Source organism: Pseudomonas umsongensis (assembly GCF_012647205.1).
GTDB lineage: Bacteria > Pseudomonadota > Gammaproteobacteria > Pseudomonadales > Pseudomonadaceae > Aquipseudomonas > Aquipseudomonas umsongensis.
On the sequence record NZ_CP051487.1, the window covers coordinates 2,591,840 to 2,607,434 of the forward strand.

The 15,595-nt window shown below is 52.9% G+C and carries 12 protein-coding genes and 1 pseudogene; 10 read left to right on the top strand and 3 right to left on the bottom strand.

Going from position 1 to position 15,595, the window contains the following annotated elements; genetic code table 11:
- Positions 1-412 precede the first annotated feature (412 nt).
- From HGP31_RS11890 to HGP31_RS11900, 3 genes and pseudogenes are all read right to left on the bottom strand, one after another.
- A pseudogene (locus HGP31_RS11890) lies at positions 413-1,392 on the bottom strand (EAL domain-containing protein).
- A gap of 165 nt (positions 1,393-1,557) precedes the next feature.
- Positions 1,558-4,761, bottom strand: coding sequence for an ATP-binding protein (locus HGP31_RS11895; protein ID WP_240963540.1), 3,204 nt, complete (start codon positions 4,759-4,761; stop codon positions 1,558-1,560).
- A gap of 7 nt (positions 4,762-4,768) precedes the next feature.
- Positions 4,769-5,395, bottom strand: a complete 627-nt coding sequence (locus HGP31_RS11900; RefSeq protein WP_168757802.1) for a response regulator transcription factor — start codon at positions 5,393-5,395, stop codon at positions 4,769-4,771.
- A 1,020-nt stretch (positions 5,396-6,415) separates the two neighbouring features.
- On the opposite strand from HGP31_RS11900, the gene HGP31_RS11905 reads away from it, so the two are divergent.
- The 10 genes from HGP31_RS11905 to HGP31_RS11950 all read left to right on the top strand — a co-directional run bounded on the left by HGP31_RS11905 (position 6,416) and on the right by HGP31_RS11950 (position 15,593).
- Positions 6,416-6,943, top strand: a complete 528-nt coding sequence (locus tag HGP31_RS11905) for a fimbrial protein (RefSeq protein WP_168757803.1) — start codon at positions 6,416-6,418, stop codon at positions 6,941-6,943.
- A 256-nt stretch (positions 6,944-7,199) separates the two neighbouring features.
- On the top strand, positions 7,200-9,761 hold the full coding sequence (locus tag HGP31_RS11910) for an outer membrane usher protein (RefSeq protein ID WP_168757804.1): 2,562 nt from the start codon (positions 7,200-7,202) through the stop codon (positions 9,759-9,761).
- A gap of 108 nt (positions 9,762-9,869) precedes the next feature.
- Positions 9,870-10,625 carry a fimbria/pilus periplasmic chaperone gene (locus tag HGP31_RS11915; RefSeq protein WP_240963541.1) on the top strand — a complete coding sequence of 252 codons (756 nt, stop codon included), beginning with the start codon at positions 9,870-9,872 and terminating at the stop codon, positions 10,623-10,625.
- A gap of 39 nt (positions 10,626-10,664) precedes the next feature.
- Positions 10,665-10,844 carry a hypothetical protein gene (locus HGP31_RS11920; RefSeq protein ID WP_168757805.1) on the top strand — a complete coding sequence of 60 codons (180 nt, stop codon included), beginning with the start codon at positions 10,665-10,667 and terminating at the stop codon, positions 10,842-10,844.
- Between the two features lie 10 nt (positions 10,845-10,854).
- The gene (locus tag HGP31_RS11925; RefSeq protein WP_168757806.1) at positions 10,855-11,376 is read left to right on the top strand and encodes a fimbrial protein; all 522 of its coding nucleotides are present in this window, start codon (positions 10,855-10,857) and stop codon (positions 11,374-11,376) included.
- Positions 11,377-11,390: 14 nt separating this feature from the next.
- Complete coding sequence (locus HGP31_RS11930) at positions 11,391-11,876, top strand: fimbrial protein (protein WP_168757807.1); 486 nt, start codon at positions 11,391-11,393, stop codon at positions 11,874-11,876.
- Positions 11,873-12,406 carry a fimbrial protein gene (locus HGP31_RS11935; protein ID WP_168757808.1) on the top strand — a complete coding sequence of 178 codons (534 nt, stop codon included), beginning with the start codon at positions 11,873-11,875 and terminating at the stop codon, positions 12,404-12,406. The genes HGP31_RS11930 and HGP31_RS11935 overlap by 4 nt, the downstream gene beginning before the upstream one ends.
- Before the next feature lie 937 nt (positions 12,407-13,343).
- Positions 13,344-14,120 (top strand): transporter substrate-binding domain-containing protein, encoded by a 777-nt coding sequence (locus HGP31_RS11940; protein WP_168757809.1) that lies wholly within the window; start codon positions 13,344-13,346, stop codon positions 14,118-14,120.
- A 64-nt stretch (positions 14,121-14,184) separates the two neighbouring features.
- A complete protein-coding gene (locus HGP31_RS11945; RefSeq protein ID WP_020799005.1) occupies positions 14,185-14,862 on the top strand; it encodes an amino acid ABC transporter permease in 678 nt (225 codons plus the stop codon).
- Positions 14,859-15,593, top strand: a complete 735-nt coding sequence (locus HGP31_RS11950) for an amino acid ABC transporter ATP-binding protein (protein ID WP_020799004.1) — start codon at positions 14,859-14,861, stop codon at positions 15,591-15,593. The genes HGP31_RS11945 and HGP31_RS11950 overlap by 4 nt, the downstream gene beginning before the upstream one ends.
- Positions 15,594-15,595: the final 2 nt, after the last annotated feature.

Genomic DNA, 15,595 nt, shown 5'->3' on the forward strand with positions numbered 1-15,595 from the left:
ACCAACTAGGCGTTGAATCATAGATCTTGCCTCGGATTCATTACGGCAAACGTAGCTAAGGCGAGGGCAACCCAAGCTGCCACTTACATCACATGCTAAGTACGCGAAGGGGCGCGAAAGTCTAAAAAATTGATAGCTAGGTACTGGGTTGTTACTGTTATGTTCTTTGATGTCCCCGTTCATTATATCTATAGATAAAATGGTGCCGGTACATATGCCTCCGTTCATTGGTTTTCCACATCCAGGCCCTGTCTCCGATACCTGAATGGTGGCTGCTATTGACTGCAAAGGTGCGAGTAGTACCATAATTGATGCGGTGGCTAAGATTGATAGGCGCATTAGTGTCCTTGGCTTATAATAAAAAATTAGTGTGATGTGTTTGTTTGTAGTTGCCTTGTCGCGGCATATCGTCTTAATTGTCGTTGTTAAATATATTTGCATTTTGTTCTATGCTTGGAGGGCAGTCGAATTGCATGGTGAAAGTTTCTTTTTTTTGTCGGCTCACTGATTTGGATTTGAAGTAAGGGCAAAAATTTTGCCCCCATTTTTCAAACGCTGGGATCGGCATCGCTTGGGCGCACAGATAACCTTGGCCAATCTGCACTCCCATTTTATACAAGTGATCGCGCTGAACTGTTGTTTCAATGCCCTCCACTACCAATTCCATATCGAGGTCGACAGCCAGCGCCAAAGTATTGCGGATGACTGCAGGATAGTGGCCGGGTCCTTCAATTAACTGGGTGAACTCCTCAGCCAGTTTTATTTCACTGAACGGTACTTGGCATAGACGTAAAAGTGACGAATAGCCAGTACCAAAGTCATCAATCGATAGGCGTATTCCTAACAAGTGCAGGCGATTCAGCTGTTCAATGTTGGTAGCACTTGCTCCGATAGGACCGTCCTCGGTAATCTCGAAAGTTAGTGACGAAAGCGGCAGAGGGTGATGGCGCAAGCGGGTTTCCAGATGTTCGACGAGTTTTCCGTTAATCAATTGAGCAAGGGATAAATTAAATGCCATACCTACCAGTATACCTTGCTCGTAAAGCCTGAGCTGACAGTCAAGGCTCTGTTCCAGAAGTTCGAATAGTAGCATGTCGAGACATTTGTCACGTTTCATCACCGGAATGAAGGTTGCTGGGCTTAGCACCCCCATCGCGGGTGATGCCAGCGGGCTAGGACTTCTGCCGAGTTGACTTGGCCCGTACGTAAATCGAATTTGGGTTGTAGGTATGCAATGAACTCTCTGCGTCGTAGGCCCCATTGCACATCATCGGTACTGGGTAGTTGGACTAGTGTTTTCGATACATTTAAACTACCTGGTTGCCGTAGCTGTGGTTGCTGTTGCTGGTAAATAGAGTTCGATAAGAGCGCGTTCAAGGAGTTTATTCGCATGGTGGTAGCCTGAATTGGTATACCCCACAAGCTTATGTGAACTCACCTTGGCAACACGAAAGACGAATCTGTATTCTATTTTAGAATTTTCTGGAAAGGTGTGCAGAAATTCCTTGCCCGCTTGCCCGCTTGCCCGCTTGCCCGCTTGCCCGCTTGCCCGTCGAATCAGTTCGACTGTAATGACTCGTTGATTGTCTCCAGTGACTGGATCAGGATCGTAACCGCTTCAATTACATTAATGGACATCATGCCTTCGACGCACAAATCCTCCACCTCGATGCACTGTTCCAGCATCCCTGATTGGTTGAGCAGGTACGCGGTACCTTTGAGCTTGTGCGCAACGCGGGCCATTTCCTCCAAGTCTTCTTTTTCCAGAGCAAGTTCCAAGGCTACCCGTTCACTGGCATTGCTATCGATCACCTGCTCGGCCATGTATGCATGGATAGTGCTCATCGACGACGAACTTTTGAGTTGTTGGTAGTCTGTATTGAGCTTGGGTATCCAGCGGTTGAGGTCGGCTAGGGTGATCGGCTTGCTCAAAGCATGATCCATGCCGCTAGCCAGGCAGCGCTCAAGCGCTTCGCGTTGTGCATCCGCGGTTAGCCCAATGATGAGGCACGGGCGGACACCTCGGGATTGCTCCAGCCGGCGGATGCTTTGGGCCATTTCGAGACCACTCATCTGCGGCATATTGCTGTCGGTGAGCACAATGTCGATTTCATGCTCTTGCCACGTCGCCAGGCCCTCCAGGCCATTGCTGACGGTAACCACGCGATGACCCAGATAAGAGAGCTGCTGGTACAACAGATACTGGCTCGGAAGATGGTCTTCAGCAATCAATACGGTCAACTTCACATCCTGGCTCAGACCGACAGTTCCTCCTGGAGCAGCAGTGAGTATGTGGCTCTCGGTGCTGACGCAATCAAGCACGATACTGAAGGTCATCTGAGTGCCGAACTTCGTATCGCTCGCCACCTCCAGGCGTCCCCCCATAAAGTCGCTTAGCTCCTTACAGATTGCCAGGCCCAGGCCAGCGCCAGCATTGGGATCGCTGGTTGCATCTCGGGTAATAAAAAATGGTTTGAAAATCTGATCAATCTGCGCTGCGGGGATGCCAGCGCCGGTATCACTAACACTGATAAGTACGTGCAGAGAAGTCTTGCTCGCAGGTGTTACGTGGCAACGAATATCTATACCGCCTTGTTCCGTGAATTTGATCGCATTGCTCAGAAGGTTGGAGATGATTTGTTTGACTTTCAGTGCGTCCACCCAAACCAGTTCAGTGGCCAGTGGGGATATATCCAAGCGCAGGTACAAGCGTTTCTGGCGTGCCAGGCCAGAAAATATATTGCTAGTGGTTTCCAGTAGCTCCTTGATGCGGGTAGGTTCGGGCGACAAGCTCAGCTTGCCTGACTCGATGCGTGATATGTCCAGGATATCGCCAATCAGGGCTAACAAGTGGTTCGCCGAGTCGTAGGCGATGTGCACCGACTGTGTGTTGAGTCCAGCGTTGCCCTTGCGGGTGAGCACCAGTTCCAGCATGCCAATGATCGCATTAAGCGGGGTGCGGATTTCGTGGCTCATGGTGGCCAGAAACACGGATTTGCTTCGGCTGGCCTTTTCCGCGGACTCCTTAGCTACCTGCAGTTCGTCCAGTAGTAATTGCCGCTGCTCAAGGTCGTGGCGCTTTTTCACAATGCGCCGGCGTTGAACTACGATAAGAAGGCCGGCTACCAAAAGCAGGGCGCCCAACACCTCGAAGGAACGCCATATTGTAGAGCCGATTCCTTCCCAGTATTTTTCATCGGTAGCAGAGTTGGCACGCCAGCGTCCTATTATCTGTAGGTTCTTGCGCGGAGGGATTTCAATCATTGCCTTGTTAAAGATCGAGATCAGTTCTGGCTGATTTTTAGGAGCTGCGAATACGATCTTCGCATCCTCAACATTGAGGATGCCGCCGATTTTTAGGCTTGATTCGTATTTGTAGGATAGGTAATAGCGTGCGACGTTGGCAGGTGCTAGGACATAGTCCGCTCTACCGTCCCGGACAAGATTGAACGCTTCGCCCATGGTTTCGGTGTTCAGGATCCGGACATGGGGATATTGGCGGGTAATCAGCGCATTTTGCAGATAGCCTTTTGCAACGGCGACGGATGCCGTGCTTTGTGCTTCCAAGAGCACCTTATGGTTCTGGTGCATCACGAAAAGGTAGGGCGCTACGGCAAGGGACCGGGTATGCAGATAGGGTAGAGAAGACTGACTGGCTTCGATCAGTATGCCAATACTTGCCTTGCCATTGTCCAGCAAAGCGTTGACTTCGCTCAGCGAGCTAACACGGATAATCTTGAGGTGAATATCGGTCTTTCGCCGAATGATGCCTAATAGATCTGAAGCAATGCCATTCAAGCGACCATTACTGTTAAAAAAAGCGTAGGGGGCAAGATCTTCACTGATCGCAAGGTTGACGACCCCGGCATTGTTAATCCATGTGCGTTCCACGTTGGTGAGGTGGAGGCGAAAATCACTTAGCTCCCCGCTCTCAAAGTCACCCCAAAAATACTGGGCGTCGGTCATCTGGCGGTACTTGATGCTACCCAGTCCACGCTTCAGGAGGCCAGCTAGTATTGGATTATTGGCGGCAACGGCAAAAGAAAGATCGACCTTGGGCAGGCGTGTGCTCTGGTTGATTTCAAAGTGAATACTGAATAACTGGCTTGACAAGTAGTAGGTGGAGAGCGTATCGCCGAGGTAAACGTCATTATCGCCGGTCAGCACCGAGGCCATCGCAGCAAGGGGGGTGTCATACATGATGAACGCCCCTTTACCGCCATTGCTCTTGTACAACGAGAGCGCAGCCCTGTTAGCCACTGCGATACGCAATTGGGGATCATTTATGCTGTATTCGTGAAGATCCCCTCCGTCAGCGAAGAGGGCAAGCTCTGACTGCCCGTAAGGTGGCGTAAGTTGCACGCCAAAATCGTTGGCCTCCTGGGGGGTGGCGGTGGCCAGCAGATCTATCTGTCCCTGGCGTAGGGCGTCAAAGGCTGCTTCGACCGTGGTGAGCGGGCGCACCTTGATCTCAATCGTCAGTTCCCTCTGCAGTGCTGCCAAGTAATCCGCGGTGAGACCTTCAAAGCTATTGTGTTCACTAAAGATGCGGTACGGCGGCAAAGAGTCGCTGGTTACGCCGACTATCAGCGCTTTCTTTTGGTCGAGCCAAGACCGCTCTATATCGTTAGGCTGAACTTTCACGCTATCGAGTTGTTGTCGCGCGATGGGCTGAAGATCGTTCGTATCGGCCCTGACCGGTACGCAAAACAAACTCATGAGCAGAACGAGAATGCTAAGTCGGGAGATTGTCGATTTCACGTCAAGGTCAAATGATGTTGTGCTGTTTGGCGATGTTGGCCAGCTCGACCACAGAGGTCACGCCGAGCTTCATCAGAAGTTTAATCTTGTGGCCGCTGACTGTTTTGCTGCTTAGGCTGAGTGTAGCAGCGATGTCACGGTTGGAGCCCCCTTTAGCCAGCAATTTTAGAATCTGCATCTCGCGATCTGTAAGATTATCTAAGTCTCCCGATGCCCCGTCTTGAGCTGCGCCAGAGAGGAACGGCATAGAATCCTTTGGGAATAACACGTAGCCGTCGGCGATGGCTTTGACCGCCTTGATTAATTGGGTAATGGGTTCGTGTTTGCTTACAAAGCCGCTCGCGCCAGCTTGAAAGCAGCGTGTGGCGTAGGTTTCTTTCATCTGTGAGGTGAATACGAGCACCTCGGTATCGAGCTTATCCCGGGAGATTCGCTGTAACACTGCAAGGCCGTCCATTTTTTCAAGACCTATATCCAGAATCACTATATCAGGCGTTAGGGCCTCGATCATTTGCAAGGCGTCCATCCCATCAGCTGTCTCGCCAATGGTCTCATATCCAATCTCTTCTAAAGCTTTACGGATGGCCAAACAAATCACCGGATGATCATCGACGATCAATACTGTTTTACTCATGAGTCTTAGCTCTCTTTGGTATGGATCGGGATGACAGCAAGGGCCAGTGACAGCCACCGCTCTACCCACGCGGCCTGAACAACACTTGGTGGAGTATTAATGAGTTCTCCGGGTGTCCGAAACTTTTTTCTCTGTCACTGCAGTCATTATTGCAGGAGATTGTCCCTAGGGGAACAAGCTCGATGCTGACAGACGGCACGAATTTTCTAGAAGAAAGGCAAGAAATTTCTTGTATTGGGAGGGGGGTGGTTGCTCGGAATAATCAAGAATAATCTATGAAGTAATGGGAAATATCTCGTAGAAAAGCTAATGGATGAACGCTAGGGTCTTCTTTTCTTTTAGGAGCAGGATGTGCTTAAGGGTAGGAGCCGTGTTGTTGTGCTCGGCAATAGTTCCGGTTCACATTTCGGGTATGCAGAGACTCTCAATAAGCTGGGATATTACTCAGTTAGCTTGTGCTCATGCGTCGGAGAGGTGATTTGCTTACTGGAGGTAGGGATTCGTTTCGAGTATTTGGTCTACGACGGATTTGACTTCAGAAAACATGCTGATCATTTAAAGAAGCTTGTTAAGTATAATGGGATCGGTTTAATCATTGCAGTTGCTGATGTGAACTCCCGAGAATGTAAAAAAATTTTTCTCTGGGCAAAAGACAATGGGGTCCCACTTGGGGGTATTTTGCAAGCGCCACTTCGCTCAAACGAGCTCTATAAGCTGATATGGTTGAGTTCCCCTAACGAGGAACCTCTCTTGTGACACCTTAGGGGGGTCATAAGTACAAAAAATTTTCTAAGAGGTAATCCATACAGAACAAGAAATTTCTTGCTCATATTCAAGAGGTGTCTTGATTACATTTACAGTTAGAGCCCCTATAGTTATCCCACCTCAACGATATAGAGATATCGGGGGCTTTAGCCGTATACCATTCTGCGTCCCTTTCATGGGGTGCTGCGTCTATTAAAGGATTTTAAATAGAGGCATGGTCGCAAACTTATAATTGTCATAAAGGAATCCTTAAATATGAAACTTAAAAAAAGCGCTCTGGCAGCCGCGCTGGTGCTCGGTACTATCACAACGGTACAGGCTGCAGACGAAGGTAATGGCGTAGTCCGGTTTACCGGTTCTATTATTGATGCGCCTTGCTCTATTGATCCGAACTCTGTTGATCAGACGGTCGAGTTGGGTTCGGTCTCTAACGTGTTACTGGTTGATGGTGGCAACTCAGCCCCGAAACCTTTTGAAATTCGCCTGGAAAAATGCAGTCTGGATACTGCAGCCACGGTCAAAACGACCTTTAACGGTGCAGCAGGCCAAGGTGGTTTGCTCGGTATTACCGGTGACGCTCGTGGTGCGGGTATTGCGTTGACCGATGGTAACGGCACTGCGATCACCTTGGGTACAGCCACTGCTGGTCAGTTGGTAAGTATCGGGGCCTCCAATGCCACTCTGGCCTTCAGTGCCTACCTCAAAGGTAACGGTGGTGATGCTACGACCATCATTCCGGGTGAGTTCAGCAGTGTGGCCAACTTCATGCTGACCTACAACTAACCGGCTCCCGGGCCCGGTTTGGCTATGCATGTGGGCGCATTCCACATGCATTTTTGATCTGAATAATGAGCTTTACCAACTACAGGGCTTGGCGGAAGGCGCGGTGTTTGAGCGACTCTCGGCATTGACTCGGTAATCAACAAAAAGTACGAGCTGAGACGTTTAATCAAGTCCTGTGCTTTTTCGTGGGTGGTGGTTGAGTGAGCGTCATGTCTCGTAAGTGGCTGGCGTACTTTCCGGTGTGAATATAAATGATATGGGCTCCTCAGTTGTGAGTGCACCGAACTGGGCACTTGCGCCTTTTCGTCCGCGTATATTGGGCGTTTCCATAACCTGTGCATTCAGTTGCGTCGGGTATCAAGCCAGCGCACAGGAAGTGCAATTCAATATTGATGTTCTGGATGTTAAAGATCGCGAAAATATGGACTTGGGCCATTTTTCCCGTGGCGCTTATATTATGCCGGGCGACTACACGATGCTCGTACGTATTAACAGGCAGGAACTGCCTGAACAGTCTGTGGTTTTTTATCCCTCAGAACAGGTTGCAAATGAGAGTGCGGCCTGTCTCAGTCCGACGCTGGTGGAGCAGTTTGGTTTGAAACCGGACATCAGCAAAAAACTCACGTGGTGGCACCAGGGGCAATGCCTGTCACTGGACAGTCTGCCGGGTGCAACAGCCCGTGCTGAATTGGGCACTTCCAGCCTGATGGTAAACATACCGCAGGCTTATCTCGAATATGCCGTAGACACTTGGGATCCGCCGTCGCGCTGGGACGAAGGCATTCCCGGGCTGTTCGTTGACTATTACATGAATGGCCAAAGCCAGCGCCAGGAACAGGGCGGTGGTACCTCTTACAACCTGAGCGGTAACGGCACCGTGGGGGCTAACATGGGCGCCTGGCGGCTGCGTGCCGACTGGCAAACGCGGCTGGATCATCGGAGCAATGGTCAGGGCCCGGGCAATAGCTGGGACTGGAGCCGCTACTACGCCTACAAGGCTATTCCAACCCTTGGGGCGCAGTTTTCCCTGGGTGAAAACTTCCTGTATTCCGACATCTTTGACAGCTTTCGCTTTACCGGCGTCAGCCTGATCACCGATGACAGCATGCTGCCGCCTAACCTGCGTGGTTATGCCCCCGAAGTGGCAGGCGTGGCACGAACCAACGCCAAAGTGGTGATCACCCAGCAGGGCCGGGTGCTGTATGAAACCCAGGTTGCCTCGGGGCCGTTCCGTATTCAAGACATTAACGATGCCGTTTCCGGGCAACTGGATGTACGGGTAGAAGAGCAAGATGGCAGCGTGCAGACATTTACTGTCGATACTGCCAGCGTTCCCTACCTGACCCGGCCAGGGGCGGTGCGTTACAAGGTCAGCAGCGGTCGGCCTTCGGACTTCAGCCACAGTACCGATGGGCCCATGTTTATCACCGGTGAGGCTTCGTGGGGGGTGAGCAACGGCTGGTCGATTTACGGCGGCGGTGTCGAAGGAGGTGATTACAAAGCCTTGGCCCTGGGGGTAGGGCGGGACCTGATGGCCTTTGGGGCATTGTCATTTGACATTACCCAGTCGCGGGCCCGACTGCCTCAACTGGCGCAAGACACACTTAGCGGTGCTTCTTACCGGCTGCGCTATTCGAAAAACTTCGACAAGTACGACAGTCAGGTGACCTTTGCCGGGTATCGCTTCTCGGAGAAGGACTACATGTCCATGAGCGATTATCTGGATGCCCGTAACTTCGGCACCCGGAATGAAAACAGCAAAGAACTGTACAACATCAATTTCAGGCAGAACTTCAGCGACAGCGGAGTGAGCACCTACCTCAACTACGACCACCAGACTTATTGGGATACCCAGGCCAACGACCGGTACACCTTTACCTTGTCCAAGAGCCTCAACTTCGGTCAGTTCAGGGGTATAAGCCTGTCGATAACGGCGTACCGCAACAAGTACAGCGGTGCCAATGATGACGGTATGTATGTTTCATTCTCAATGCCACTGGGTGGCGGCAGCAGTTCCGTCAGCTACAGCGGCAGCTATGACCGCGATGCCAACAGTCATCAGGTGGGCTACTACGATCGTTTGGCAAATGGCGACAGCTATCAGCTCAATGGCGGCAGAAATAGTAACGGCACCACCGCTAGTGGTTTCTACACCCATGACGGAACCCTGGCGCGGGTCAATGCCAACACCAGCTACCAGGAGGGGGGGTATGCCTCGGTGGGTATGTCGCTGCAAGGCGGGGCAACGGCCACCTTGAAAGGCGCTGCGCTGCACCGCTCGAACATGGTTGGCGGCACTCGAATCCTGGTCGATACCGACGGCGTCGCGGACATCCCGATCTCGGGCTACGGCTCGGCCATCCGCACCAACAGGTTTGGTAAAGCCGTGGTCACCGACGTCAACAGTTATCACCGCAACCAGCTCAGCATTGACGTTAACAAGTTGCCGGAAAACGCCGAAGTAGGGCGCTCGGTGACGCAAGCCACCTTGACCGAAGGGGCTATTGGCTATCGACGGTTCGAGGTGGTGTCCGGTGAGAAAGCGATGGTGGTGATCCAGTTGCGCGATGGTTCAAGCGTTCCGTTTGGAGCCACGGTGAAAAACCACAAGGACCAGGAGGTGGGCATCGTCAGTGACGATGGCAACGCCTACCTCAGCGGCATCAACCCTGGCGAGCAAATGAGCGTGCACTGGAATGGCCAGGCGCGGTGTGCGCTGCAGATGCCTGCGCAGATTACCGAGGGCAGCATGGCAGAACTGGTGTTGCCGTGCACCCGGATACCCGCTGGCAATTCGCCAGAGAAAGCAGCGGGTTGACTGCTTGCAACAACTACACCGGTTGCCCTGTGGCAGGCCATTGCGACCTTCTTTTTAGCGGCCCGCCTTTGAAGTTTTTACAGAGATACAAACAGTGAGTAATAAACGATGAATATTCGTAGCAATCCTCTTTTCTGCGTGACTGGCGGCCTGCTGTTTGGCCTGCTGGGCCTGCAGCAGGTGCAGGCGGCCGTGGCGCTGGATCGTACCCGGGCAGTGTTTAACGGTGGCGAAAAGTCCATCAGCCTCAGTATCAGCAACGACAACAAGACACTGCCTTACCTGGCACAAGGCTGGGTGGAAGATGCGCAGGGCAACAAGATTACCAGCCCGTTGACCGTACTCCCTCCGCTGCAGCGTCTGGAGCCGGGGGCACAAAGCCAGGTCAAGATTCAGGCCTTACCGGCCGTCCATCAGTTAGTGCAGGACCGCGAGACGCTGTTCTATTTCAACCTGCGTGAAATCCCGCCCAAGAGCGAAAAGCCCAACACCTTGCAGCTGGCACTGCAGACGCGCATCAAGCTGTTTTATCGGCCCAAGGCGCTGGGCGCAACCATCGGGATGGTGCCCTGGCAGGAACAACTGACGTTGAGCAAGCAGGGCGAAAAATACCAGGTGAATAACCCGACCCCGTATTACGTGACGATAGTCGACGCCGGCAGCAAACCCGGCCCCGCTGGCGCCGTGGGGTTTGAGCCCGTGATGGTGGCGCCACAGGGAAAAGAGATTCTGAACCTAGGGGTTTCCGTGCTGGGCCTGAACCCGGTGCTGACCTACGTCAATGACTACGGCGGTCGCCCGCAACTGCAGTTCACCTGTAGCGGAACTGAATGCAAGGCCGAGCCCGCCAAGAAAGAATTTTAACCGGCGTAACGGTGTCATGACCCGATGAAGGAGCCAGACATGCAACAGCAAACTAAAGGCAGTACCGGCGTGTTGCGTGGGTATGGTGCGTTGACAGACAGTTCCCGGACACTGGAGATGGGCTTGGCAAACCAGGCTGTTCAGCCGGAAAGCATGGACGCCACCCGGGTCGCGCAAGCGAGGGCTGGTATGGCCCGACTGAGCATGCGATATGAGTAACGGGAGCGCTATGGCCAGTGAAAAGTCATGCCGGTATACGTGGCGTGTCCTCTACGTTGCCCTGTACGCCGCTCTGCTCGCATTGGGGACGACAGCTCACCCGGCTATGGCGGCCTCATCCAGCACCATCAACGTTACGGTAACCCTCACGGCAGCGCCGTGCGAGATCAACAGCAACATTCTTATGGAAGTCAACTTCGGCAATGACGTGCTGACCACGCTGGTAGACGGCAACTATAAAAAAATGCCGGTGCCGTACACGGTGAAGTGCCCGCCTGGTGCACCCAGTGCGATGAATATCCGCATAGAAGGCACGGGCGCGGCGTTTAACCACGACGTATTGACGACCAACATCACCGACTTCGGCATTGCGATATCAAGTAACGGGACCGCCCTGCCAATCAACAGCTCGAAGGGCTTCACCTACCCGGACTGGCCGCAAATTGAGGCGGTACCAGTCAAGCGTCCAGGCGCCACCCTGAGTGGTGGTGTTTTCTCAGCGGGGGCAGTCATGAAGGTGGAGTACCGGTGAACAGGCGCGACGTGATGAAGCTTTATGCAGGCATGCTGCTGTTACTGGCTAGTAGCGCATTGAGTGCGCCGGGCATGGCGGCGGACAACATGAAATTCTTCGGCACTCTGATTGAGCCGCCACAATGCGACATCAATAACGACGGCCAGGTGGATGTTGATTTTGGCAACCGGGTGGGTGTGAAAAAAGTGGATGGCGTTAACTATCTGCAAGTGATGAATTACCAGATCAAATGTGATCCCAGTGTGAGTGCCCGGGACATGACCCTGGAAATCATGGGTACCCCCGCGGATTACGATGCAGCGGCAGTGACCAGCAACGTGACTGACCTGGCGATCCAGATCAAGCAAAACGGCGTGCCCTTTGAATTGAACAAGCCGATCCCCATCAGGCTGGCCAGCCCGCCGGTTCTGTCGGCCGTACCGGTCAAACGGGCAGGAGCAACGCTGATAGAAGGGCCGTTTGAGGCCACTGCGACCCTGCGGGCGGTGTACCAATGAACTGGCGCAACAGATATCTGTATACACTGGCTCTGGCGCTGGCTTTGCTGCATACCCCCTCGGCGCAAGGCGAGAATGTTCGGCTGCATGGCGCCTTGGTGGCGGAGCCTTGCGTCATTGCGCTCGGAGGCGAGAACGTGACACTGGACTTCGGCACTGTGATCGACAAGTACCTATATACCAACCAGCGCACCCACGGCCAGCCGTTCGATATACGCCTGACAGAGTGCGATGTAAGTCTTGGTAAAACGGTTAAGGTGACCTTCAGCGGTATTGAAAATCCGCATTTGACCGGGTTGCTGGCAATTGATGGTGCTAGCCAAGCCAGCGGCATTGCTATTGGTATGGAAACCCCGGCCGGCCAGAAACTGCCTTTGAATAAGCCTGGCCAAGGTGTCCGGTTGATCAACGGTAACAACACCCTCACGGTGCAGGCTTATGTGCAGGGCGAACCGGATGCAATAGCCAACACGGCTATTGAGCGCGGGCCGTTCAGCGCCATCGCCACCTTCAACCTTGAATATGAATAAGGCCGGGAACGAATGGTTTGCGGCATATGACTGGTTGTGTAAACGCCGCCGTGCTGCGCAATCTTTATGGGTGGCCTCGGCCCGAGCTACATTCAGAGTATTGAATTTCACCTCAACGAAATACGACCGAATGAATACCCCCAGCTTCGTAGACATCTTCGAGAGGCTGCTGCTTATGGCGAAAGTAGACGATCACCCGGCACTGCCAGTTCTGAGTATCTGGAAAGAAAGACTAGGGTGGGGGGCATATCAAAAACTGCGCAAAACCTACCCTAGAGACCACGATTTATCGTTTGCCAATGCACGAAAAGCCGTTAACTCTGACATCTGTTATTAAGATTTTTATTGTTTAATTACAATGACTTATGGCGATTTAAGATCGAGCATGGGGTGCTAGGGGTCGAGTGTTCGAATCACTCCGTCCCGACCATTTATTCTTTAAGAAATCCAGTCACTTAGCGGTGACTGGATTTTTTTATGGCTGATCGTTTTCTCACGGAGCTGATTTTTGCCCCGTCTTTTATCCCACAGGGTCAATTGCATCAACATGGTTCACCTCATGGCCAATGGCAGTAGATGACAAGACTGCACAGAGCCGATTGCGTCACTTCGTAACTCGCAGCGTTCCACCTGGCGGTTGGCGAAAAGCTGTTTTTGGCTGATTGCGGGCTCTTGCGAAGGGCGGCGGTCGACTGTCACCAGAAACTGGCTGTTTTTTGCCCGCCGCGAAGTCTGCTGCGCGTGGCCACCTTGGTCGGTTACGACCGTCACCAGCCCTTAGGACGTGACCGTAAAAGAAAACTGAACACGGCTATGGAGTAAAAAATTCACAGATAAGTGGTATTGAAATAAATAATCCACTGATTTACTCTCGATCCCACGTTGCACGAGATCAACCGCTGTTAGCACCTAAAAAAACAAACAATCGGGAGCAAACATGAAAGCGAAAGTGATGTTGGGATTGTTCATGACCGCCGCAGTTTCACTGCCGGCCTGGGCCGCGGACTGGACGGTAGGTGCCAACGTTGGCAACGTGCCCTGGGAGTTTCAGGATTCCAAGGGTGAGTTTGTCGGCTTCGAGGTCGATGTTGTAAAAGAGGTGGCCAAGCGCGCCGGGAAAAGCGTCGAGTTCATCAATATTCCATTCAACGGCCTGTTCAGTGCCGTGCAATCCAAGCGTGTCGAGATCGCTATCTCCTCCATCACCATCACCCCTAAACGCCTTGAGTCAGTCGCCTTCGCACAGCCTTATTTCGACAGCGATCAGTCCCTTACTGCGCTGACCACGTCCAAGGTCAAGAGCCTGGCTGATATGAACAATAAGGTCGTTGGCGTCGATACGGGTTCGACCGGTGACATGTGGATTGGCCAACACATGGACGAGTACAAGTTCGCCGACGTCTCGCGTTATGAGGGGCTATCGCCGGCCATGCTTGATTTGGCTTCCGGGCGCATCGATGGCTACCTCAGCGACATTCCCGCGGTGCTCTATTACATCAAGGACAAGCCGCAATACACCATCGTCGCTCGCATTCCCACCGGTGAGCGCTATTCGCTGATGCACGCCAAAGGCTGGGCGATGAGCGATCAGGTCAACGACATCATCAGCAAGATGAAAGAAGACGGCACACTCGGAAAGATCCACAAAGAATGGTTCGGCACCGACGCGGCTAAAGACTCGAGCACTCTGCAAGTGACCGCTGTTCTCAAGTAAGCCTTGCTGCTGTTGCATGAAAGTGGCGACGCCCGTTCGCCACTTGTATTGACCGAGGTATCCCATGGATCTTTTGCAGACATTTTTTAATTGGAATGTGCTCATCGAGTCACTTCCGCTGATGATGCGTGGTCTGGGCGTCACCATTCTGCTTGGAGTGGTAAGTATTGCCCTGGGCCTCGTGGGTGGGCTGTTGCTGGCGCTGTTGAGGTTGTATTCCTACGCACCCGTTCGGGCGCTGGCACGTATCTACATCGATATCATGCGCTCCATTCCATTGCTGGTTTTGCTGGTACTGATCTATTACGCACTGCCTTTTGTGGGTATCCGACTGTCGTCTTTTGCGGCCGCTGCCAGTGCGCTCTCGCTTGTGTCCTGCGCTTACAGCGCGGAGATTTTTCGGTCGGGTATCGAGGCCATTCCCCGTGGCCAGTTTGAAGCCTCGGCATCTCAAGGCATGAGCTTTTTCAACACCATGCGCGACGTCGTTTTACCCCAGGCCATACGCATCGTAATGCCGCCCATGACGAGCAATTGCATCAACGTCATGAAAGACACGGCGCTTGCCTCGGTGGTCGCAATGCCTGACTTGTTGAAACAGGCAACCCAGGCGCAGGCGTTGGCTGCCAACCCGACACCGCTGGTAGGAGCTGCCTTGCTGTACCTGTTGCTGCTGTTGCCGTTGGTGCAAATGGTCAGCTGGGTTGAGCGCCGTAATGCCTCAGGAGGAAAAACCGCATGAGCACATTGATCGACATCGAAAAGCTAGACAAGTACTACGGCAGCTTCAAAGCGTTGAGTGATATCAACCTGCAGGTTGAAGAAGGTGAAGTGGTGGTCATTCTTGGCCCGTCCGGCTCGGGGAAATCGACCTTGATCCGCTGCATCAATCTGCTTGAAGACTATCAGCAAGGCCATATCCGTGTGGCAGGTGAGCGGGTCGAAAACGGACCCCGACTGGCCGCCATCCGCAGCGAAGTCGGCATGGTGTTTCAAAGTTTCAACCTCTATCCGCACCTCAGTGTTCTCGACAATGTGTCGCTGGCGCCGATTCGGGTGCGGGGGTTGAGTCGGCGTGATGCTCATGCCCGGGCCAAGGAATTATTGGTCAAGGTCGGCATGGCCGATCATGCGCACAAATACCCCAGCCAATTGTCTGGCGGCCAACAGCAGCGTGTGGCAATCGCCCGCACCATGGCTATGGAACCTCGGGCGATTCTGTTCGATGAACCGACTTCCGCGCTGGACCCGGAAATGGTTGGCGAGGTGCTCGATGTCATGCAAAACCTCGCTCGCTCCGGTGTCACGATGGTCGTGGTCACTCATGAAATGGGCTTTGCCCGTCGGGTCGCCGATCGAGTCATTTTCATGGAAAGCGGACGCATTGTTGAGCAGAACATCCCTGAACCGTTTTTTACCGCACCTAAGGAAACACGCACACAAGCGTTCCTGCAGGCCATCCTGCATCACTGAAT